Consider the following 21138-nt stretch of genomic DNA (forward strand, 5'->3'; position numbering starts at 1 on the left):
CCCGCACGGGCGTGATCCACCCTGTGCGGGGGCGCCAACGTCAGCCGGCCGCCCGGCGGGCCAGTGCGCCGCTCGACTTGGTGACCAGCGCGGCCAGTAGCGCCGCGCCCAGCGGGACGAGGACCAGCAGGCCGGCCAGCGTGTCCCAGGGCACCGCGATCGGGACGTACAGCTCGGTGTCGCGTGCCGTGGCGTAGCCCTTTTCGACGGCGTACGCGATGAGCCGCCGCTCTTCGCGTTCCTGGGTGAGGCGGAGTCCGACCGCCGGCAGGATGCCCGCGGCCGAGCCGAGGACCACGCCCATCAGGGCCACCACCCCGCACTGGAAGCCGCTGAGGGTGCGCCGTACGCGCGGGGCCGCGCCGACCGCCGCCAGGGTCTTCAGGTCGGCTTCGGAGTCCGCCTGGGCCAGACCCGTCGCGATGCCGGCGGCGCCGATGGTGACGAGTCCCGCGAAGATGCTCAGGGCGAGCAGGCCCAGGGTGTGCTGCTCCTGGTAGCCCTCCTCGATCCTGACCTCGGCGTCCGCGCCCATCCGGTCGATCTCGCCGTCCAGCCGCTGCCGCTCGGCCGTGCCGGCCTTCCGGTCGAGGCTGAAGTAGGCGCCGGCCGGGGCCGTGGCGATGCCGGCGGCCCGGGCGGCGGCGGGCGGCAGGACCAGGTCGACGCCCCAGGCGGTGCCGGGTGCCTGGTGGACGGCGAGCACCTTGTCCTGGCCGGGCGGGTCGGCGCGCCGGTCGGAGGCCTCGTCGGCGGCGGCCTGGTCGGTGATGAGGCGCAGGGTGATCTTCCCGTCCTTGACCTGGTTGCGGTCGAAGGAGACGGGCCGGCCCTCCTTCAGTGCGGTCGCCGAGCCGGGGTCGGAGACGGCCAGCACCTGGAGCAGCTTCTCGTCGGCGACGACGACGCCGAAGGGGGTGCCCCAGCGCTTCACCGCGCAGCGCGGGTCCTGGCGCAGTGCGCGGGCCTGGTCCGGCGGGAAGGAGGAGGCGCCGTGCTCGGCTTCGGACAGCGGGCAGCGCTGCTCCTTGGGGACGATGACCTCGACCCGCCCGCAGCCCTGGGCCGAAGAGCGCGGTGAGCAGTTCGGGTTGCCGACGACGAGGCGGTCCACGTCGGCCCGTACCGCCAGCGGGAGGTTCTTCGAGAGGGTGTCGCGCAGGGCGGGGACTTCCTTGTGGCCGGTGTTGTCCGTGCTCGTCAGATAGCCCGCGTTGTCGGGGAGTACGGCCTCGTACTGGTGCCGGTACTGGACGTCCCGGCTGTGCTGGTAGGTGGAGACCGCCACCGTCCCGGCGACGGCCGCCAGTACGGCGGCCACGGCCGGGGCCGTGCGCCCCCGGTTGCGGACGGCGTCGCGCAGCGCGAGCCGCGGTGACAGCGGGAGCCACCGTCCGAGCCGTCCGAACAGGCCGACCAGCAACGGTGTGAGGGCGACGACGCCCAGCTCGGCGAGGGCGCTGCCGCCCATCACGAAGGTGGTGTTGACGCGGTAGCGGCTCCCGTAGACGACGAGCGCCGCACCGCCGGCGATGGCGAGGAGCCCGATGACGGGCAGCACCCGGTTGGCGCGGCGCACCCCGCGCCGGCCGGTGAGGGAGGACAGCACGCTCTGCCGGGACGCGGTGACGGCCGGGGCGACCGCGGCCAGCAGGCCCGTCACCACGGCGACGAGGGCGATGGCCAGCAGCTCCAGCGGGCGGACCTCGAAGCCGCCGAAGCGGGCGCCGAGCTGCTCCTCCAGTACGGGCCGCAGCCCGATGGTGAGGGCCGTGCCGACCGCCGTGCCGAGGACCGCGGCCGCGGCACCGATCACGATGCCGCCGGAGAGGACGACGGCACGGATGTGCCGCCGGTCGCCGCCGTTGGCGCCGACCAGGCCCAGCTGGCGGCGCGAGCGCCGGGCGCCGACCGCGAAGGAGGGTCCGGCGAGCAGGCAGATCTCCAGCATGGCGAGGCCGATGACGGTCACCAGGATGGCCCTCCGGGTCACCAGGCCGCCGTCGGCCATGTCGAACTGCTCCTTCGGCTGCTGCGCGAACAGCGGGACGTCGGAGTCGGCCGGCGGGTGCAGGGTGACGGTCCGGGAGAGCACGAGCGCGCCGTGCTTGTTGGCCTCCTTGACCATGTTCCACGTGAAACCATCGCCGCCCACCGAGACGAGGTAGCTGGGCCGGGGGTTGAGCCCGGGGGCTCCGGTGGCCTTGAGCGCCTTGTCGAGGGGGTCGAGCAGGGCTCCCGGCAGGGCGAGCAGTTCGGGGCGCGCGAGCTTGTCGGGCATCTCGTACGCGCCCACGATCCGGTACGCGGCCGTGCCGCCGCGCGGGGTCGCGGAGGAGCCCACGTACAGGCCGGAGGCCTTCAGGAAGGCGGTGGTGGCGACGATCTCGCCCGGCCCCTCGGGCATGCGGCCGCGGTCGAGCGTGAGCAGGCCCTTGGTCAGCGGGTCGCGCACGTCGAGCTCGCGCAGGTCCGTCCCCAGCAGCCCGTGGGCGGTGTGCACCTTGGCGAAGCCGCGGCGGTCCTCGACGGACCGGATTCCGGGCGGCAGCGCGGACTTCAGCGGCTGGCGGTCCTCCTCGCGGCCGGGCCGGTAGTTGTCGTTGCCGCCGACCGGCTCGTACTGCTCGCCGTTGGGGTGCTGGTAGATCGGCGCGTCCAGGCCGGCCGGGCTGATCCGGGCGTCCGCCGCGCCGAGTTCGCGCGTCATCCGCTGGCTGGTGGAGAGTTCGGCGCTGCGGTAGGTGAGGTCGATGGCGCTCATCCCGATGATGGGCAGGGCGAGCATCGCGAGTACGAGGGCGCTGCGGCCCTTGGCGCGCCACGCGTCGCGGCGGGCGATCCGCAGGGCGGCGATCCAGGAGTGGTACCAGGCGGTGAGCGGGGAGGTCACAGGCCGGCCGCCCGCCCGTGGAGCAGCGAGTCGGCCTGGCTGCGCAGGGTCTCGTCGACGACGCTGCCGTCGCGCAGGAAGACGACCCGGTCCGCCCAGGCGGCGAAGCGGGGTTCGTGCGTGACGAGGATGCCGGCGGCGCCGGCGTCGCAGCGGGCGCGCAGCAGCGCGAGCACGGACTCGCCGGTCTCGGAGTCGAGGGCGCCGGTGGGTTCGTCGGCCAGGACCAGGCGGCGTTCGCCGACCAGGGCGCGGGCGATGGCCACGCGCTGCTGCTGGCCGCCGGACATCTCGTCGGGGAAGCGGTCGGCGAGCTGCGGCAGGCGTATCTCCTCCAGTGCGGCCAGTGCCGCGCGGCGGGCCTTGCGGGCCGAGGTCCCGTCGAGTTCGAGGGGCAGGGCCACGTTCTCTGCGGCGGTGAGGGCCGGGATCAGGTTGTAGTCCTGGAAGACGTAGCCGATGCTGCGCCGGCGCAGCGCGGCCAGCTGCCGGCGGGAGGCGGTGGTGATGTCGACGCCCTCGACCAGGACGCTGCCGCTGGTGGGGGTGTCGAGGCCGCCCGCGAGGGTGAGCAGTGTGGACTTGCCGGAGCCGGACGGGCCCATGACGGCGACGAGTTCGCCGGGGTGGACGCTGAGGTCGACCCCGCGCAGGGCGTGCACCTCGGTGGCGCCGCTGCCGTGGGTGCGGACGAGGCGGTCCAGTCGGAGTACGGGGTTCGTGCGGTGCTGGTCGGGCATGAGGGATCCCCCCTGGGACGTTCGTTCAGCCGCGCCGCGTGCGGGCGGCGGGCCTGGTGGTGCCGGTCGCGCCGGTGGCGGGCGCCGCTGCCGGACCGGGTGCGTCCGCCGGACCGGGCGGGTCCGCCGGGCCGAGCGCGGCCAGCCTGACGAGCCGGGACTCGGAGTGGTCGAGCCAGCGGGCCTCGGCCTCGGTCTGGAAGATCAGCTGCTCCAGGACCAGCAGCCAGGCCAGGTCGTCGCGTTCGCGGGACTGCCCGCTCTCGATGGCGGCCAGCGCCCCGGCCTTGAGCCGGGTGTAGTCCTGCATCGCCTTGAGCGTGGCGTGCCGCTGGGCCTGGATGACGGCGCGGATGTCCACGCCGGGGGCGCCCACGGCCATGGCGAGCTTGATGGACAGCTCGTCGCGGGGCGGGTTGGTGCGGTCGACGGGCCGCTCGTACCAGTCGTGCAGTTCGGCGCGGCCGTCGTCGGTGATGGCGTAGAGGGTGTGGCCGGCGTGGTCCTCGCCGCCGGGGGCGACGAGCCCGTCGCGCTCCAGGCGGGCCAGCGTGGTGTACACCTGCCCGACGTTGAGGGGCCAGGTGGAGCCGGTGCGGGATTCGAACTCGGTGCGCAGCTGGGAGCCGTAGCGGGGGCCCCGTTCCAGCAGTGCGAGAAGGCCGTGACGGATCGACATACTCAGTATGTATACCGAGTATGCTCGTCTTCGCAAACACCCCGCCCCCGCCGGCGGGCCCCTATCGGCCCCGCCGCAGCCGCATGCCCATGTAGCCGATGCCGAGCCCCATCAGGGCCAGTCCGGTGCCCAGCGGGAGCAGGTGCGCGGCCAGGTCGGCGGCCCGCTCGTTGGGCTCGGTGCCGAGGGCGGTGGCGGGTGCGGTGGCGGCCGCCGAGGGGCTCGGGACCGGGTCCGGCCGGGGCGCGACGGGCTCCGGCCGCTCCTGCGCCGGCTGGAGCGGGCGCGCCGGGGGGACCGGCCGCACCGGCCGGGAGGCGACGGCGAAGCCGGGGTCGGGGGGCGCGTCGGCGGGCCTCCCGGGGTGCGCCCGCCCGACGCCCGCGGCGCTGCCGGCGAGCTCCTGGTACGCCTCCTGCGGTACTTCCCCGGATGCCGCCGGGAGGTGCCCCCAGGCCGCCCGGCCGGGGAGCGCGGGTGCGGCGACGGCCGGGGCGCGGGCGGGGGTCGCGCTCGCGGGCGCGGCGGCCAGCAGCGCGGCGGCGGCCAGCGCGGCTCCGGCGGTCCGGTGCGGCGGGCGGAGGCGTCGAGTCACGGGGTGCCCCTCCCCTTCCGTGCGGCCCGGACGTCCGAAGTCGGAGCGCCGCACTCAGGTTCACATGCTGGGGCAAAGCGGGCATCTCGGGCGGTCCGTCAGGGTGTCGCGGACACCGGTACCACCGGTCCGGCCGTACGGCGGCCGCGACGCAAGGGCCCGCGGCCGCGACGCAATGGCCCGCGGCCGCGCCGAAAGAGCCTCCGCCCACGACGCAAGGCCCCGCCGCACCGAAAGAGCCCCCGCCCGCGACGCAAGGCCCCGGCCGCGACGAAACGGCTCCCGCCCGCACCGAAAGAGCCCCCGCCCGCGCCGAAAGGGCCCCCGCCCACGACGCAAGAGCCCCCGGCCGGGCGGAGCCGGCCGGGGGCGGATGCCTGCGCGGGTGCCTCCGGGGCCGCCCGCGCGGATGCCTACTGGGGGTCGCCGGTGGAGACGACCAGGGTGAACTTCGTGTCTCCCTTGGCCACGTCCGACCCGGACGCCGGCAGCTGCTCCAGGACGGTGTCCTGGCCGTAGACCGTCTCGTCGCGGTTCTGGATCTCGAAGCTCCAGCCCGCGGCCTGGATGCACTCCTTCACCGAGCGCAGGTTCTTGTACCGGAAGTCCGGGGCCACGACCTTGGTGGCGTCCTTGTAGGACTTGGTCGGGCTCTTGCACTTCTCCACGTCGATCGTGCGCGACGGGTCCGGCCCCTTGTGACCGGGCTTCGCCGCGCCCGACGCGGACGCCGAGGCGGAGGACGAGGCGGCCGGGGAGGCCGTCTCCTCCTTCTTGCCGTCGTCGTCCATGTTCAGGATCGCGATCAGACCGCCGATGGCCAGCAGGGCCACCGCGATGGCGCCGACCACGACCGGGGTGTTCTTCTTCCCGCCGCCCGAGGACGCCGCCGGGGCGTGGGACGCGGAGGGCGAGATGGTGAACGGCGGCGGGGTCTGCGGGGCGTAGTGCTGCTGCTGCTGCGCCGGCGGCGGGGTGTGCGGGTACGCGTAACCGCCCTGCTGGGCCTGCTGCGGCTGCTGGTGCGTCTGCGGCGCGTACGGGGACGGCGGCGGCGTCTGGGCCTGGTACGGCTGCTGGAGCGACTGCGGCGGCGCCTGGAAGCCGGAGTCCACCGGCGGGAAGACGGCCGAGCCCACGCCCGCCCCGCTGCCGCCGGTCGCGGCACCCGGGACGATGACCGGGGCGCCGGTCTGACCGGCCGACATCACGCGCATGATCTCGTCCCGCATGGCCGCGGCCGTGGGGAAGCGCTCGTTCGGGTTCTTCTTCAGCGCCCGCGCAACGAGCGCGTCCATCGCCGGGGTGATCGACCGGTTGACGGTCGACGGAGCCACCGGCTCCTCCTGGACGTGCGCGTACGCAATGGCCAGCGGGGAGTCCGCGTCGAAGGGGATCCGGCCCGTCAGCAGCTGGAACAGCATGATGCCGACGGAGTACAGGTCGGAACGGGCGTCCACGCCGCGCCCCAGCGCCTGCTCCGGCGACAGGTACTGCGGGGTGCCGACGACCATGCCGGTCTGCGTCATCGAGGTGACCCCCGACTGCATGGCGCGCGCGATGCCGAAGTCCATCACCTTGACCACGCCGCGCTTGGTCATCATCACGTTGCCGGGCTTGATGTCGCGGTGGACCAGGCCCATCTCGTGGCTGGTCTCCAGCGCGGCCAGCACGTCGGACGTCACCTTCAGCGCCTTGTCCGCCGGCATGGCGCCGTACTGGCGCACGTCCGCGTCGAGCACCGAGCCGAGCGGCTGGCCCTCCACGTACTCCATGACGATGTACGGCATGACCGCTTCGTCCCCGCCGCCGGAGCCGAAGGTGACGGTTCCCTCGCCGGTGTCGAAGACCGAGACGATGTTGGTGTGCGACAGTTTCGCAACAGCCTGCGCCTCGCGCCGGAAGCGCTCGCGGAAGGACGCCTCGCGCCCGAGTTCGCTGTGCAGGGTCTTGATCGCGACCTGGCGGTCGAGCGCGGAGTCGTACGCGAGGTAGACCGAGGCCATGCCCCCCTCGCCCAGCAAATCCCTTAGCTGGTAACGGCCACCGGCCAGGGAGCCGCCTGCGTACCGGCCCTGCGTGCCGTCCTGGCTCATGACTGTTGCTTCCCCTCGGGCTGTTTCCCTACGCGTCTGGCTGAGCGCATGTCGCGCCCAGTCTGCCGGAGGGCAAGCACACGTCAAGCCGGTGCCCGCTGCGTGACCGGGGGCCTACGGGGCGTCTGTAGCCGAACGGTGACGGGTTCCGAGGCTGTAGCGTTCAGTCGGAGCACCCGATGAGGCCCCACCGCTAGAGCGGACGAGAGAGACGACGGCGAGGACTGATGGCACCCGAACCCGAGGGAAACGGCGCCGGGATGGCCGACGGTCCTGAGCACTGGGGCGCCGGCGGCCTCGTGGGTGACGGCCGCTACCGGCTGACGCACCGCCTGGGCCGCGGCGGCATGGCCGAGGTGTTCGCGGCCGAGGACGTACGGCTGGGCCGCACCGTGGCCGTCAAGCTGCTCCGCGCCGACCTGGCCGAGGACCCGGTGTCCAAGGCCCGCTTCACCCGTGAGGCACAGTCGGTCGCCGGCCTCAACCACCACGCCGTCGTCGCCGTGTACGACTCCGGCGAGGACCGGGTCGGCCCGAACGTGGTCCCGTACATCGTGATGGAGCTGGTCGAGGGCCGCACCATCCGCGAGCTCCTCATCAGCGCCGAGGCCCCGGGTCCCGAGCAGGCGCTCATCATCGTGTCGGGCGTGCTCGAAGCACTCGCCTACTCGCACCAGCACGGCATCGTGCACCGCGACATCAAGCCCGCCAACGTCATCATCACCAACACCGGCGCGGTGAAGGTGATGGACTTCGGCATCGCCCGCGCCCTGCACGGCGCCCAGTCGACGATGACCCAGACCGGCATGGTCATGGGCACCCCCCAGTACCTGTCGCCCGAGCAGGCCCTCGGCAAGGCCGTGGACCACCGCTCCGACCTGTACGCCACCGGCTGCCTGCTCTACGAACTCCTCGCGCTGCGGCCCCCCTTCACCGGCGAGACCCCGCTCTCGGTGGTCTACCAGCACGTCCAGGACGCGCCGGTGCCGCCCTCGCAGCTGCCCGAGGGCGGCTCCATCCCGCAGGAGCTCGACGGGCTGGTCATGCGCTCCCTCGCCAAGGACCCGGACGACCGGTTCCAGAGCGCCGAGGAGATGCGCGGGCTCGTCCAGTACGCGCTCCAGATGCTCCAGGACCAGGGGCCGAACACCGGCACCTGGAACACCGGCCCCGTCACCATGGCGCTCCCGCACGGCCAGCCGGGCGGCGCGCCCACCACGGCGATGGCGCCCGCGCAGAACGGCGGCCCGCGCCCGCAGTACCCCTCGCACGCCACGACCTCGCAGTTCCAGCAGCCGATGGTGCCCCCGCTGAACCCGGACGACGGCACGGCCTTCCCCGGCGGCGGCAACCACGGCGGCGGCCAGGGCGGCCACGGCGGCTACGACCCCTACGACCACGGCCCCCGGCGAGGCGGCGCGTGGAAGGCGTGGCTCTTCGCGGTGCTCGCGGTCCTCGCGATCGCCGGCGGCGCCGCGTACGCCATCAAGAGCGGCAACCTCGGCGGGGGCGGCGGCGGCAACAAGCCGAAGACCAGCACCAGCACGCCCGCTCCCTCGCAGAGCAGCGGCAGCAGCACGGAGACCCCGACGACCGCGCCGACCACGGAGGGCGGCTCGCACACCGAGGAGACGTACAAGCCGACTCCGAGCCGCAGCAAGTTCACGCCGAGCACCACCCCGTCGGCCCCGTCCACCACGCCCTCGACGCCGAAGACCACCCCGCCGGTGGACCCGACGACGAAGCCGACGCCCCCGACCGACCCGCCGACCAAGCCGACGCCGCCGACCAGCGGCGGGAGCCCCGCGAACGTCGAATAGCGGACCGGCGGAAGGCACGGCGGAGGGCACGGTGAAAGGCCCGGAGGAAGGCCCGGAGGAAGGAATTCCGCCGGGCCTTTTCCGTATCCGCTCCCGGCCCGTTCCCGGCCCGCTCACGTATCCGGCGGCAGGTCAGAGGGCGTGCAGGTACGGGCGGTCCGCAGCCCCGTCGCGGGTCCGGGCGGCCTGGTCGCCGGGCAGCGTGTGCACGGTGACGAGCTGCGGTTCGATGCGCATGTAGACGGGGTCGAAGACCTCCCCGTCCACGAAATGCGGCCCCGGACCGAATAGTTCCAGTTCTGCCGTGGTGGGCTCGACCAGTTCCGCCGTACCGGTGAACTGCACCGTCCACAACGCGGCCTCACCGGAATTGAAGTTGTCCGCCCCGTAGGCCACGACGCTGCCGGCGCACGCCTGGTGGTACCCGAAACCGGAGTGCATTCTCAGCACCACCCTGCCGTCCACCACGATGTGGCGGGCGACGGCGAGGAAGGGGAGCGCGCGCATGCTGGTGGCGACCCTGCCGTAGGGCACGCGGCGCAGCAGTTCGATGGCGTGGAGTTCCTCCGGTGACATGCAGCCACTCTCGGGCACCGGCGGAGCGCCGGACAGAGGATCCCGCCCCGATGATCGGGGACGTTGGTCCCGAATTGAACAGTGTGCCCCGGGGAATCATGCGGCCACGGGGCGTCACGGTCGAGGAGGGGTGGAGGAACGCTCGGGTCCGGCGGTTCCCCCGGCTCGGTCCTGCGCTAGCGCTTCTCGGCCTGCAGCCGGGCCACGTACGCGGCGGCCTGGGAGCGGCGCTCCATGCCCAGCTTGGACAGCAGGCTGGAGACGTAGTTCTTGATGGTCTTCTCGGCCAGGTGCAGCCGCTCGCCGATGACCCGGTTCGTCAGGCCCTCGCCGATCAGGTCGAGGATCTTGCGCTCCTGGTCGGTGAGGTTGGCGAGCCGGTCGTCACCCTTGCCGTTCTTGCCGTCCCGCAGCCGTTCCAGCACGCGCGCGGTGGCCACCGGGTCCAGCAGCGACTTGCCGGCCGCCACGTCGCGCACGGCGCTGAGCAGCTCGTTCCCCCGGATGGCCTTCAGGACGTAGCCGGAGGCGCCGGCCATGATCGCGTCGAACAGCGCCTCGTCGTCGGCGAACGAGGTGAGCATCAGGCACTTGATGTCCTCGTCCTGCGAGCGCACCTCGCGGCAGACCTCGACACCGCTGCCGTCGGGCAGGCGTACGTCGAGCACGGCGACGTCGGGGCGGGTCGCGGGAATGCGGACCAGGGCGTCGGCGGCGGTACCGGCCTCACCGACGATCTCGATGTCCTCTTCGACCGACAAAAGCTCATGGACGCCCCGTCGTACCACTTCGTGGTCGTCCAGGAGAAATACCTTGATTTTTCCGTCTTCGCGCACAAACTCATCTTCACACACTCACCTCTTCCCTGCTGCAGTTACCCGGGATAACGTGCCGTTGTTCCGGCCCCCTGCAAGGCTGTGACCAGTGGATGTTCCCCAGGCGGCCGATTTACTTGGATATCCAAGCAAAATCGCAGGTCAAACGGGGTTTCGCAGTTATGCGTCGCACTGGGTAACGTGCTGTGCGCAGGGCACTCGCCGGGGCACCTGTCACGCCTGAATCCGTTACGCGCCGTGCACCCACCCCGTGCACGGGTACGGATGCAGGTGAGCCGCACTGGTCCCCGGAGAACCCGGGTGCCGGACCGACGGAGGAGCACACGTGACCGTGGAGAGCACTGCCGCGCGCAAGCCGCGACGCAGCAGCGGCACCAAGCGGGCGGCCGGCGCGGCGAGCGCCCGCAAGACCGCCGCTGCCACCGCACAGCCGCACGACGCCGAGCCTCAGCTCGTACAACTGCTGACGCCCGAGGGTGAAAGGGTCGAGGTCGAGGGCAACCCCGACATCGCGGAATTCGCGCCCTTCGTCGCGGACATCACCACCGAGGACCTGCGGGCGCTGTACCGCGACATGGTCCTCACCCGCCGCTTCGACGGCGAGGCGACCGCACTCCAGCGCCAGGGCGAGCTGGGCCTGTGGGCCTCGCTGCTGGGCCAGGAGGCCGCGCAGATCGGCTCCGGCCGGGCGCTGCGCGACGACGACTACGTCTTCCCGACCTACCGGGAGCACGGCGTGGCCTGGTGCCGCGGCGTCGACCCGACGAACCTGCTCGGCATGTTCCGCGGTGTGAACCACGGCGGATGGGACCCGAACACCAACAACTTCCACCTGTACACGATCGTCATCGGCTCGCAGACGCTGCACGCCACCGGCTACGCCATGGGCGTGGCCAAGGACGGCGCCGACTCGGCCGTGATCGCGTACTTCGGCGACGGCGCGTCCAGCCAGGGCGACGTCATGGAGGCCTTCAACTTCTCCGCCGTCTACAACTCCCCCGTGGTGTTCTTCTGCCAGAACAACCAGTGGGCGATCTCCGAGCCGACCGAGCGCCAGATGCGCGTGCCGCTCTACCAGCGCGCCCAGGGCTTCGGGTTCCCGGGCATCCGCGTCGACGGCAACGACGTCCTGGCCTGCCTCGCGGTCACCCGCTGGGCGCTGGACCGCGCCCGCCGCGGCGAGGGCCCGGCCCTGATCGAGGCGTTCACGTACCGCATGGGCGCCCACACCACCTCCGACGACCCGACCAAGTACCGGCTCGACGAGGAGACGGCGGCCTGGGAGGCGAAGGACCCGATCCTGCGCCTGAAGGCCCACCTGCTGGCCTCCGGGGGCGCCGACGAGGCGTTCTTCGAGGAGCTGGAGGCCGAGAGCGAGACCATGGGCAAGCGCGTGCGCGAGGTCGTGCGCGCCATGCCCGACCCCGACACCATGGCGATCTTCGAGAACGTCTACGCGGACGGGCACGCGCTCGTCGACGAGGAGCGCGCCCAGTTCGCCGCCTACCTCGCGTCCTTCGAGGAGGGTCACTGATGGCTGTCGAGAAGATGTCGATCGCTAAGGCGCTCAACGAGTCGCTCCGCAAGGCCATGGAGACGGACCCCAAGGTCCTGATCATGGGTGAGGACGTCGGCAAGCTGGGCGGTGTCTTCCGCATCACCGACGGGCTCCAGAAGGACTTCGGCGAGGAGCGGGTCATCGACACCCCGCTCGCCGAGTCCGGCATCGTCGGCACCGCCATCGGCCTGGCCCTGCGCGGCTACCGGCCGGTCGTGGAGATCCAGTTCGACGGGTTCGTCTTCCCCGCGTACGACCAGATCGTCACGCAGCTCGCGAAGATGCACGCCCGCGCCCTCGGCAAGATCAAGCTGCCGGTCGTCGTGCGCATCCCGTACGGCGGCGCGATCGGCGCCGTCGAGCACCACAGCGAGTCCCCCGAGGCGCTCTTCGCGCACGTGCCGGGCCTGAAGGTGGTCTCCCCGTCGAACGCCAGCGACGCCTACTGGATGCTCCAGCAGGCGATCCTCAGCGACGACCCGGTGATCTTCTTCGAGCCGAAGCGCCGCTACTGGGACAAGGGCGAGGTCGACACCGACGCCATCCCGGGCGAGCTGCACAAGTCGCGCGTCGTCCGCTCCGGCACCGACCTCACCCTGGCCGCGTACGGCCCGATGGTGAAGGTCTGCCTGGAGGCCGCCGCCGCGGCCGCCGAGGAGGGCAAGTCGGTGGAGGTCCTGGACCTGCGCTCGATGTCCCCGATCGACTTCGACGGCATCCAGGCGTCGGTCGAGCGGACCCGCCGTCTGGTCGTGGTCCACGAGGCCCCGGTCTTCCTCGGTACCGGCTCGGAGATCGCCGCCCGCATCACGGAGCGGTGCTTCTACCACCTGGAGGCCCCGGTGCTGCGCGTCGGCGGCTTCCACGCCCCGTACCCACCGGCCCGCCTGGAGGACGAGTACCTGCCCGGCCTGGACCGCGTGCTCGACGCCGTCGACCGCTCGCTGGCGTACTGAGGAGATCAGCGCGATGACGATCCGCGAATTCAAGATGCCCGACGTGGGCGAGGGCCTGACCGAGGCCGAGATCCTCAAGTGGTACGTCCAGCCGGGTGACACGGTCACCGACGGGCAGGTCGTCTGCGAGGTGGAGACCGCGAAGGCGGCCGTGGAGCTGCCGATCCCCTTCGACGGGGTGGTGCACGCGCTGCTCTTCGAGGAGGGCGTGACGGTCGACGTCGGCCAGGTCATCATCTCGGTGGAGACCGGGGCCTCCGGCGGTGACGCGGCCGAGGCCCCGGTGGCGGCCGCCGCTGCCGCCCCGGCGGGCTCGGAGGCTGCCGAGGAGCCCGCGCCCGAGGGCCGACAGCCCGTTCTCGTCGGCTACGGCGTTTCCCAGTCCTCGACGAAGCGCCGCCCGCGCAAGGCGGCCCCCGCGGCCGCCGTCGCGGCCCCGGTGGCGGCCGTACCGGCCCCGGCGGCGCCGGTCGCCCCGGCCGCACCCGTCGTGCCCGCTCCCGCGGCGCAGAACGGCACCGCGTACGCCAACGGCAACGGCGGCGGCGTCGCCACCGCCGAGCGGCCGCTGGCCAAGCCGCCGGTGCGCAAGCTCGCCAAGGACCTCGGCATCGACCTGGCCGCGGTGGTCCCCACCGGTGACGGCGGGGTCGTGACCCGGGAGGACGTGCACGCCGCCGCGGCGGCCGCGCTCGCCCCGCAGGCGCCCGTGCAGGCCCCGGCCCCGGCGGCCGCGCCCGCACCGGTGTCCGTACCGGCCCCGGCCGCCGCGCCGGCGTCCGTGGCGGACGCGCGGGAGACCCGTATCCCGGTCAAGGGCGTCCGCAAGGTCACCGCGCAGGCCATGGTCGGCTCCGCGTTCACCGCGCCGCACGTCACCGAGTTCATCACGCTCGACGTGACCCGCACGATGAAGCTGGTCCAGGAGCTCAAGGAGGACCCGGACCTCGCGGGTCTGCGGATCAACCCGCTCCTCCTGATCGCCAAGGCCGTCCTCATCGCGGTCCGCCGCAACCCGGAGGTCAACGCCTCCTGGGACGAGGCGGCCCAGGAGATCGTGCTCAAGCACTACGTCAACCTGGGGATCGCGGCGGCCACCCCGCGCGGCCTGATCGTCCCGAACATCAAGGACGCGCACGCCAAGAGCCTGGCGGAGCTGTCGACGGGCCTGTCCGAGCTGGTCGCCACGGCCCGCGAGGGCAAGACCTCCCCGGCCGACATGCAGAACGGCACCCTCACCATCACCAACGTCGGCGTCTTCGGCGTCGACACCGGTACGCCCATCCTGAACCCCGGCGAGTCCGCGATCCTCGCGGTCGGTGCGATCAAGCTCCAGCCGTGGGTCCACAAGGGCAAGGTGAAGCCGCGCCAGGTCACCACCCTGGCCCTGTCGTTCGACCACCGCCTCATCGACGGTGAGCTCGGCTCCAAGTTCCTCGCGGACATCGCGGCGGTACTGGAGCACCCGCGCCGGCTGGTCACCTGGTCGTAGCGCAGCCCCCTCGGGGCGAGAACTCCCGATGGCCGGTCCCTCCTCCGCGGGACCGGCCATCGGGCGCTTCCCGGGTCCCCGACCCGCTCCGCCCCGCCCCGTTCCGTGGGGAAATCCCCTGGTGGAGGCGAGGATCCGGTGTGATCATCGGCGTGATGAGATTTCGCGCTGCCACCGCAGACCCCGCAGACCTCGACCGCGCCCTGGCGCACCCGGCCGACGGCCCCGTCGCCGCCCTGACCCCCGACCGGATCCGCGAGGAGTTCGCGGAGAGGCGGATGCGCCCCGAGTGGACCTGGTTCGCCGAGGACGCCGACGGCAGGGTGCTGGCCCGCGCCCTGTGGTGGGGCCGCGCCGACAGCGTGCGGCCCGTCGCCCTCGACTGCCTCCAGGTCCGCGACGGGGTCGACGACCCGGCCGCCCTGGCTGCCGCCCTGCTGCGGGCCGGACACACGGCCTTCGGCGGGCGCCCGGGCTACAACGTCTCCCTGCCCCGCGACTGGCGGGCCCGCCCCGACCTCGCCGGGGCGGTGGCCTGGCGGCAGGAGGCCGCGTACCGGGCCGGTCTGACGCGGGAGATCGAGCGGCTGCGCTACGAGTGGACGCCGGCCGCCGGGACGGCGGAGCCGACCGGGAGGCTCGTCTTCCGCGAGGGCACCGACGAGGAGTTCCTCGACGCCTTCGCCCGGCTCTCGCGCGGCAGCCTCGACCTGGCGACCCAGCACGAGCTCGCGGACATGACCGAGGAGGAACTGGCCCGCGAGGACTTCGAGTTCTACCGCGACTGCCCCGGCGAGCGCTCCTGGTGGCGGCTGGCGCACCTGCCCGACGGCACCCTCGCCGGGCTCGCGGTCCCCTCCGCGACGCCGTACCACCGCAACGTCGGCTACCTGGGCGTCGTCCCCGAACAGCGCGGCAAGGGCCTGATCGACGAGGTCCTCGCGGAGATCACCCGCTTCCACGCGGGCGAGGGCGCCGAGCGGATCACGGCGACCACCGACACCGTCAACCTCCCCATGGCCGCCGCCTTCGACCGGGCCGGCTACGAGGTCACCGAGATCCGTCTCGTCCTGGAGGCCCCGCCCGGCAGTTGAGGCGGTAGCCTCCCGGCCATGCCGTTCGCCGAGTTGCAGGTGTATTGCGTGGAGCGGGCCGACGTCACCGGCGGGGTCTGCCTCGTGCGGTGCGTCGGCGGCGTGGCGCGGGCCGGACAGGTGTACGCGGCCGGGGAGTCGAGGCTCTGGCTGCGCGGGATAGAGCGCCACGGCCGTGCCGCCGAGTCCTTCGGCGCCGGCCACACGGCGCGGGTCCGCCTCGCGGGCGCCGTCGTCGCGCTGCTGAGCCGCGGTCAGGTGCTGACCCGCGTACCCCCGGACGGGCACGGCCCGGCGGAGCTGGAGGCCTGGCTGGCCACCGGGCCGCCGCTGACGGACGAGCCGCATCCGCGCACCCTGCGAGGCCTCGCGGTGGGCGGGATGCAGGACGGCCTGCTGCCGGAGGCGACGCGGCTGCGCTGGGGCCGGCTGGCGGTGGCGGCGGCGTACCGCTGCGCGGCGGCCGAGGGGGCGTCCGACCTGGTCCGGGGGATCGAGCTGGCCTTCGTACGCGGTTACCTGCTCCGGGAGTTCGGGCCCGGGCGCGGCGGCGACCCGGCCGCCGCGTGCCGGGAGGCGCTCGCGCTGGTGGACCTCACCCCGGCGGAGGCGGCCGCGCGGGCCCGCGTCTGGCGGGAGCTGCCGCGCGCGGAGATCGTGCACCTGCGCCACCTCAAGATCCTGCTGCGCTGGACGGGCGCCGCCCGGCCGCACCTGGTGGACGGGGACCCGCTGGCGGTGGCGCTGGACGCCTGGTCGCGGGTACGTCCAGGGCTGCCCTAGGGGCGGTCCGGGGCGGGGTCGTCATCCGGCCCGGTAGGCGCGCATGAATGCCGCCACCCCGCCGGTGAGGAGCCGTTCGGTCTGCTCCTCGGGCAGGGGCAGGAGGCCGTAGTGGGACTGCTGCACGATCTGGTGCGCGGTCAGCGCGGTGAAGTGGGTGCCCGCCAGTTCCGCGTCACCGTGCACGTCGATGAGCCCGGCGGCGGCGAGCCCCTCCATCGCCTGGGCGAGGGCCCGGGCGACGGGGCGCGGCCCGGCCTCCTTCCACGCCTCCAGCACCTCGGTCGGCACGTGGTTGACCTCGGCGTGGATGTGCCGGACCAGCGCGAAGTGGTCGGAGTGCTCGAACATCACGCGGACCAGCGAGCGGGCGAGGGCCGTCAGGTCGCGTTCCAGGTTGTCCGGGTGGGGCGGGCGCTCGGGGTCGAACAGGGAGCGCACCTTGGCGATGTGGATGTCGCGGACCTCCCCCGAGGTCCAGGTGACGACGGTGGCGAAGAGCTCCGCCTTGCCGCCCGGGAAGTGGTTGTAGAGCGTCCGGGTGGAGACGCCGGCGGCCTCCGCGAGCGCGTCGACGGAGGCGCGCGCGTACCCCTCGCGGCCGAAGACCGCGCAGGCCGCTTTCGCCATGGCGATCCGCTTGGCCAGCTTCCGCGGCGGAACCTCGGGCTGTACCTCTGCTGCGCGGGCTTCCGATGCCCGGGTGTCGTTGCTGCCGTCCACACCAGCCTCCTCAATTTTTACAACGGGCGTTGCAGTTTTTACAACGACCGTTGTAGTTTACCGGAGCGGCGGCCGCACCGAGCGGCCGGTCCGCTGTCCAATCCAAGGGGGATCATCATGTCCGTCAGCGAAACAGTCCCGGACGAGCCGCTGCGCGTGGCCGTCGTCATCGGGAGCGTCCGCGAGGGCCGCCGGGGCCCCGCCGTCACCGACTGGTTCCTGAGCTCCGCGGCCGGCCACCACACCGGCCTGGAGTTCGACGTCATCGACCTCGCCGACGTACCGCTCCCGCTGGCCATGCCCGACTGGGGCGGCTCCCCGGACCCCGCTGCCGCCGCCGCGCTCGCCGACGTCAGCCCGCGCCTGGCCGCCGCCGACGCGTTCGTCTTCGTCACCCCCGAGTACAACCACAGCTTCCCGGCCGTCCTGAAGAACCTCATCGACTGGCACCGGCCGCAGTGGCACGCCAAGCCCGTCGGCTTCGTCTCCTACGGGGGCGTCGGCGGCGGCCTGCGCGCCGTGGAGCAGCTCCGGCTGGTCTTCGCCGAGCTGCACGCCGTGACCGTGCGCGACTCCGTGAGCCTGCACGGCCCGTGGTCCGGGCTCGGCCAGGACGGCGCCCCGCGCGACGGGGCCGTCACCGAGAGCGCCGCCAAGAACATGCTCGGCCAGCTGGACTGGTGGGGACGGGCGCTGCGGACCGCGCGCGCCGACCGGCCCTACGAGGGCTGAGGAGCCGGACGCCATGACCACCGCACCCGCCTCCGCCTCCGCTTCCGCGGCACCCCGTACGGCGGCACCCGCCGGCTCCGGGGCACTGGGGAAGACGATCGCCGTCGTCATCACCGGCTCGGTGATGGCCGTCCTCGACATGACCATCGTCAACGTGGCCCTCGGCCGGCTCTCCGCGGCCTTCCACGCCCCGCTGGAGACCATCCAGTGGACCGCCACCGCCTACACCCTCGCGCTCGCCGCCGTCATCCCGACCGCGGCCTGGGCCATGGGCCGGATCGGCGCCAAGCGCACCTACCTGACCGCCCTCGTCCTCTTCACCCTGGGCTCGCTGCTCGCCGCCTGCGCCTGGGACGCCGGCAGCCTGATCGCCTTCCGCGCCGTGCAGGGCCTGGGCGGCGGACTGCTGATGCCGGTGGGCATGACCATGGTGATGCGCAACGCCGACCGCGCCCGGATGGGCCGGGCCATGGCCCTGCTGGGTCTGCCGATCCTGGTCGGCCCGGTCGCCGGCCCGATGCTCGGCGGCTGGCTCGTCGACTCCGCCTCCTGGCAGTGGATCTTCCTGGTCAACCTGCCCGTCGGAGCGGCCGCCCTGGTGCTCGCCGCGAAGCTCCTCGCACCCGACGCCCCCGCAGACCCGGCGTCGGCGCCCCGGCTGGACGTCCCCGGGCTGCTGATGCTCTCCCCGGGCCTGGCCCTGCTGCTGTTCGGGCTGTCCCGGGGCGGCGAGGGCGGCGACTTCAGCACCCCCGGCGCGCTGCTGCCCACGCTGGCCGGAGCGGTCCTTGCCGCCGCCTTCGTACGGCGCGCCCTCAAGGTGCGCGAACCGCTGCTGGACCTGCGGCTGCTGCGCGACCGCACCTTCGCCGCCGGCATCGCCACCCTCGCCTTCTTCACCTGCGGCTACTTCGGGTCGATGCTGCTGGGCCCGATGTACCTCCAGCAGGGGCGCGGCCTGAGCGCGAGCGCGGCCGGCCTCCTCGTCGCCCCCGTCGGGCTGGCCGTCGGGGTGACCATGCAGATCGCCTCGCGGCGCGTCGACAAGGTCTCGCCGCGCCGGCTGATCCCGGCCGGAGCGGTCGTGGCCGCCCTCGGCATGGCGGCGTCCGCCCTGCTGACCGGCACCGAGGGGGTGCCCGTCTGGCAGGTGGTCGCCGCCGGCCTGGTCATGGGCGTCGGCGCCGGGATGGTGCTGATGCCGACGATGACCACCGCGAGCCGCGACCTGCCCGGCGAGCGCATGGCCGCGGCGAGCACCGCCCTGAGCATCAACTCCCAGCTGTGGGCCTCGGTCGGCACGGCACTGCTGTCCGTCCTCCTCGGCGGCATGGGCGTGGGCCCGGCCGGCTTCCGCCTCGCCTACGGAGCCGCGGCGGTGCTGCTGGCCCTGTCCGTGATCCCGGCGCTGCGGCTGCCGGGGCGGCGGGCCTAGCTCTTCGCGGCGTTGCCGAGGACCTTGGACGGGGTGATGCGCACGACCACGCGCACCGCCCCGTCGGCGGCGTCCCCGTACTCCTTGCCGGCACCCGGCCCGAGGTACTCCTCGGCGATGCGGACGGCGACGGCCCGGCCGGTGTCCTCGGTGAGGGTGGCCGTGCCGCGGATCTCCGCGTAGACGTAGGGGTTGGCGAGGTCGAAGACGGTGAGGCCGACCCGCTCGTCGCGGGCGATGTTCCGCTCCTTGCGGCGGCCGCGCTCGGTGGAGACGAGCAGTTCGTCCCCGTCCCGGGACACCCAGACCACGGAACTCTGCGGACTGCCGTCGGGGTTGAGGGTGGAGAGGACCGCCGGGTGGGGGGAGTCGAGCAGCCGTCGTACGGCGTCGTTCAGGGCGATAGTCATACGGGCGACGGTAGTTGGCGCGGGCGCGGTATCCCGGGGGTTTTCCGGGTCGGGGCCGGACTACCCGAAGTCGCCCGCCGTCACTGCCACGGGATGTTCCGGTACGGGCCGGCCGGATCGGTGGTCAGGGTCAGGTGGGTGGCCAGCGAGGACCCGTACCAGCGCCCGAACTCCTCCTCGTCGAAGTGCAGGCAGCGCCCCAGCGAGTACCCGGCGGAGAACTCCTCCCACGAGCGGTACGCCCTGCGGGCCGCCGCACCCGCGCGGAGCACGGCCCGCTCGGCGTCCTCCAGCGTCCCGTACCGGGTGGCCACCCCCCAGCGGGCCATCTGGGAGCCGCGGCCGAGGTCCCAGGCGTGCACCGAGCGCACCCAGCCGTCCTCGGGGAGCAGCCCGTCGGCGCGGAAGCGCTGCTCGTAGCGGGCTATCCGGCCGATGAGCCGCCGCACCCCGGCGATCTCCCCCTCGACCTCCGCGAAGGGGCGCGGCTCGGCGACGGTCACCCCGTCGGGGGTGAGCTGCGGCTCGGCGGCCTTCAGGGCGCCGTGCCGCAGGCTGGCCTCGGCGGCGTCCCGCCAGTGCTCGACGTCCACGGGCCCGGCGAAGTCGGAGGCCAGCAGCCGGCGCACGCGCAGCGCGTACTCCCAGACGGGGCTGACGATCTCGGCGTCCAGCATCCGCTGGAGCACGTCGAGCCAGCCGGCGGTGTCCGTGATGCCCCAGGACTTGCGCAGCCGGTCGCGTTCGTGGGTGTAGCCGTTGCCGTGGTGGGCGAGGGAGTTCCAGAACTCCCCGTTGGACACGGACAGGTGCGCCCCCACGGCCAGCCCGTGCGCGACGGGACCGTGCAGGGGCCCGCCGGTGTGCAGGGCGTGCAGCGCACCGGGGGTCAGGCCCCAGGAGGGCGCGGCGTCCCAGTGGGCGCGCCAGCGCGCGCGGTCGGCGGGGGTGGTGGTGAGGTACGCCTCGGCGGGCGTGCCGGGGTTCACGGCGAGGTGCGCGGGGTCCCGGTCGTCCCAGGCGTTCGCGAACCAGGCGAGGCTCTGGCGCAGGAACACGGTGTCCGGGCCGGGCGCCGGGAGCACGCCCCGGGTGTAGACGGCGAGGCCGGCGGGGCCGGGGTGGAAGCGGGCCGCGCGGGGGTCGGCGTCGACATCGGCGCGGGCCTGGGGCAGGAACAGCTCGGCACGCGCCAGGGCGTCGAGGTAGCCCGGCCAGTTCCCGCGCCGCTTCGCCTCGTACAGCTCCCTCTCGATCGCACTCGGCGCCGTCCAGCCATCCATACGGGGGACCTTATACGGGCCCCGGGAGCGCGCACTCGGCCCACACGGTCTTCCCGACCACGCGCTGTGACGCCCCCCACCGCCGGGCGACGGCCTCGACGATCGCGAGCCCCCGCCCGTACTGCTCCTCGTCGCCCGCCGCCCGCGGCTCGGGCCACCGCTCGCCCTTCGGATCGGTGACCGCGATGCGGAGCACTGCTCCGTCGAGCTGCACCTCCACCCGGATGTACCGGTCCCGCACCGCCCCGTGCAGCAGCGCGTTCGTGACGAGCTCGCTGGTCAGCAGCGCCACGTCCGAAGCCACCCGCGGCTCCCCCCACGCCACGGCCAGCCACGCGGCCCATCGCCTGGCGGCGGGCACGGAGTCCTGGCGGGGCGGGAAGTTGCGTACGCCGTAGCGGGTGAGGGTGGTCATGGGCACCTCCTGGTCGGGCGGT

19 protein-coding genes are annotated in these 21138 nt (G+C 73.5%); 8 read left to right on the forward strand and 11 right to left on the reverse strand.

From position 1 onward, the window contains the following. Nucleotides 1-40: 40 nt before the first annotated feature. From AC07A6_RS19815 to AC07A6_RS19835, 5 genes are all read right to left on the reverse strand, one after another. A complete protein-coding gene (locus AC07A6_RS19815) occupies nt 41-2788 on the reverse strand; it encodes an FtsX-like permease family protein (RefSeq protein WP_478777928.1) in 2748 nt (915 codons plus the stop codon). 101 nt (nt 2789-2889) lie between these two features. Beyond that, on the reverse strand, nt 2890-3633 hold the full coding sequence (locus AC07A6_RS19820) for an ABC transporter ATP-binding protein (protein WP_362460901.1): 744 nt from the start codon (nt 3631-3633) through the stop codon (nt 2890-2892). 25 nt (nt 3634-3658) lie between these two features. Beyond that, entirely contained in the window at nt 3659-4312 is a 654-nt protein-coding gene (locus AC07A6_RS19825) for a PadR family transcriptional regulator (protein WP_362460898.1), read from the reverse strand. 61 nt (nt 4313-4373) lie between these two features. Further along, nucleotides 4374-4907: a hypothetical protein gene (locus tag AC07A6_RS19830; protein WP_478777893.1), complete on the reverse strand. Its 534-nt coding sequence runs from the start codon at nt 4905-4907 to the stop codon at nt 4374-4376. Nucleotides 4908-5320: 413 nt separating this feature from the next. Continuing rightward, entirely contained in the window at nt 5321-7003 is a 1683-nt protein-coding gene (locus tag AC07A6_RS19835; protein WP_478777894.1) for a protein kinase domain-containing protein, read from the reverse strand. A gap of 227 nt (nt 7004-7230) precedes the next feature. Here AC07A6_RS19835 and AC07A6_RS19840 point away from each other — a divergent pair, with 227 nt between their 5' ends. Further along, nucleotides 7231-8823, forward strand: coding sequence for a protein kinase domain-containing protein (locus tag AC07A6_RS19840; RefSeq protein ID WP_362460889.1), 1593 nt, complete (start codon nt 7231-7233; stop codon nt 8821-8823). A gap of 132 nt (nt 8824-8955) precedes the next feature. On the opposite strand, the gene AC07A6_RS19845 is transcribed toward AC07A6_RS19840, so the two are convergent. Both AC07A6_RS19845 and AC07A6_RS19850 read right to left on the reverse strand, forming a co-directional pair. Next, entirely contained in the window at nt 8956-9399 is a 444-nt protein-coding gene (locus AC07A6_RS19845) for a pyridoxamine 5'-phosphate oxidase family protein (RefSeq protein WP_362460886.1), read from the reverse strand. Between the two features lie 176 nt (nt 9400-9575). Continuing rightward, nucleotides 9576-10235, reverse strand: coding sequence for a response regulator transcription factor (locus AC07A6_RS19850; protein WP_362460883.1), 660 nt, complete (start codon nt 10233-10235; stop codon nt 9576-9578). Between the two features lie 325 nt (nt 10236-10560). Here AC07A6_RS19850 and pdhA point away from each other — a divergent pair, with 325 nt between their 5' ends. From pdhA to AC07A6_RS19875, 5 genes are all read left to right on the forward strand, one after another. Then, complete coding sequence (pdhA, locus tag AC07A6_RS19855) at nt 10561-11769, forward strand: pyruvate dehydrogenase (acetyl-transferring) E1 component subunit alpha (protein ID WP_007265161.1); 1209 nt, start codon at nt 10561-10563, stop codon at nt 11767-11769. Next, nucleotides 11769-12749 carry an alpha-ketoacid dehydrogenase subunit beta gene (locus AC07A6_RS19860; protein ID WP_362460880.1) on the forward strand — a complete coding sequence of 327 codons (981 nt, stop codon included), beginning with the start codon at nt 11769-11771 and terminating at the stop codon, nt 12747-12749. The genes pdhA and AC07A6_RS19860 overlap by 1 nt, the downstream gene beginning before the upstream one ends. A 13-nt stretch (nt 12750-12762) precedes the next feature. Next, entirely contained in the window at nt 12763-14241 is a 1479-nt protein-coding gene (locus AC07A6_RS19865; protein WP_478777895.1) for a dihydrolipoamide acetyltransferase family protein, read from the forward strand. A gap of 155 nt (nt 14242-14396) precedes the next feature. After that, a complete protein-coding gene (locus AC07A6_RS19870; protein WP_478777896.1) occupies nt 14397-15335 on the forward strand; it encodes a GNAT family N-acetyltransferase in 939 nt (312 codons plus the stop codon). Nucleotides 15336-15353: 18 nt separating this feature from the next. Continuing rightward, entirely contained in the window at nt 15354-16118 is a 765-nt protein-coding gene (locus AC07A6_RS19875; protein WP_362460871.1) for a hypothetical protein, read from the forward strand. 21 nt (nt 16119-16139) lie between these two features. On the opposite strand, the gene AC07A6_RS19880 is transcribed toward AC07A6_RS19875, so the two are convergent. Next, the gene (locus AC07A6_RS19880) at nt 16140-16841 is read right to left on the reverse strand and encodes a TetR/AcrR family transcriptional regulator (RefSeq protein ID WP_478777897.1); all 702 of its coding nucleotides are present in this window, start codon (nt 16839-16841) and stop codon (nt 16140-16142) included. A 117-nt stretch (nt 16842-16958) separates the two neighbouring features. Here AC07A6_RS19880 and AC07A6_RS19885 point away from each other — a divergent pair, with 117 nt between their 5' ends. Both AC07A6_RS19885 and AC07A6_RS19890 read left to right on the forward strand, forming a co-directional pair. Beyond that, nucleotides 16959-17573, forward strand: coding sequence for an NADPH-dependent FMN reductase (locus AC07A6_RS19885; protein ID WP_478777898.1), 615 nt, complete (start codon nt 16959-16961; stop codon nt 17571-17573). A gap of 13 nt (nt 17574-17586) precedes the next feature. Beyond that, nucleotides 17587-19008: a DHA2 family efflux MFS transporter permease subunit gene (locus AC07A6_RS19890; RefSeq protein WP_478777899.1), complete on the forward strand. Its 1422-nt coding sequence runs from the start codon at nt 17587-17589 to the stop codon at nt 19006-19008. Here the strand turns inward: AC07A6_RS19890 and AC07A6_RS19895 are convergent. From AC07A6_RS19895 to AC07A6_RS19905, 3 genes are all read right to left on the reverse strand, one after another. Further along, nucleotides 19005-19418: a PPOX class F420-dependent oxidoreductase gene (locus tag AC07A6_RS19895; protein ID WP_478777900.1), complete on the reverse strand. Its 414-nt coding sequence runs from the start codon at nt 19416-19418 to the stop codon at nt 19005-19007. The genes AC07A6_RS19890 and AC07A6_RS19895 overlap by 4 nt on opposite strands. Before the next feature lie 80 nt (nt 19419-19498). Further along, complete coding sequence (locus tag AC07A6_RS19900; protein ID WP_478777901.1) at nt 19499-20701, reverse strand: DUF1266 domain-containing protein; 1203 nt, start codon at nt 20699-20701, stop codon at nt 19499-19501. 10 nt (nt 20702-20711) lie between these two features. After that, nucleotides 20712-21116, reverse strand: coding sequence for an ATP-binding protein (locus AC07A6_RS19905; RefSeq protein ID WP_386273763.1), 405 nt, complete (start codon nt 21114-21116; stop codon nt 20712-20714). Nucleotides 21117-21138 lie beyond the last annotated feature (22 nt).

It is taken from the genome of Streptomyces sp. NPDC044002 (assembly GCF_056434525.1).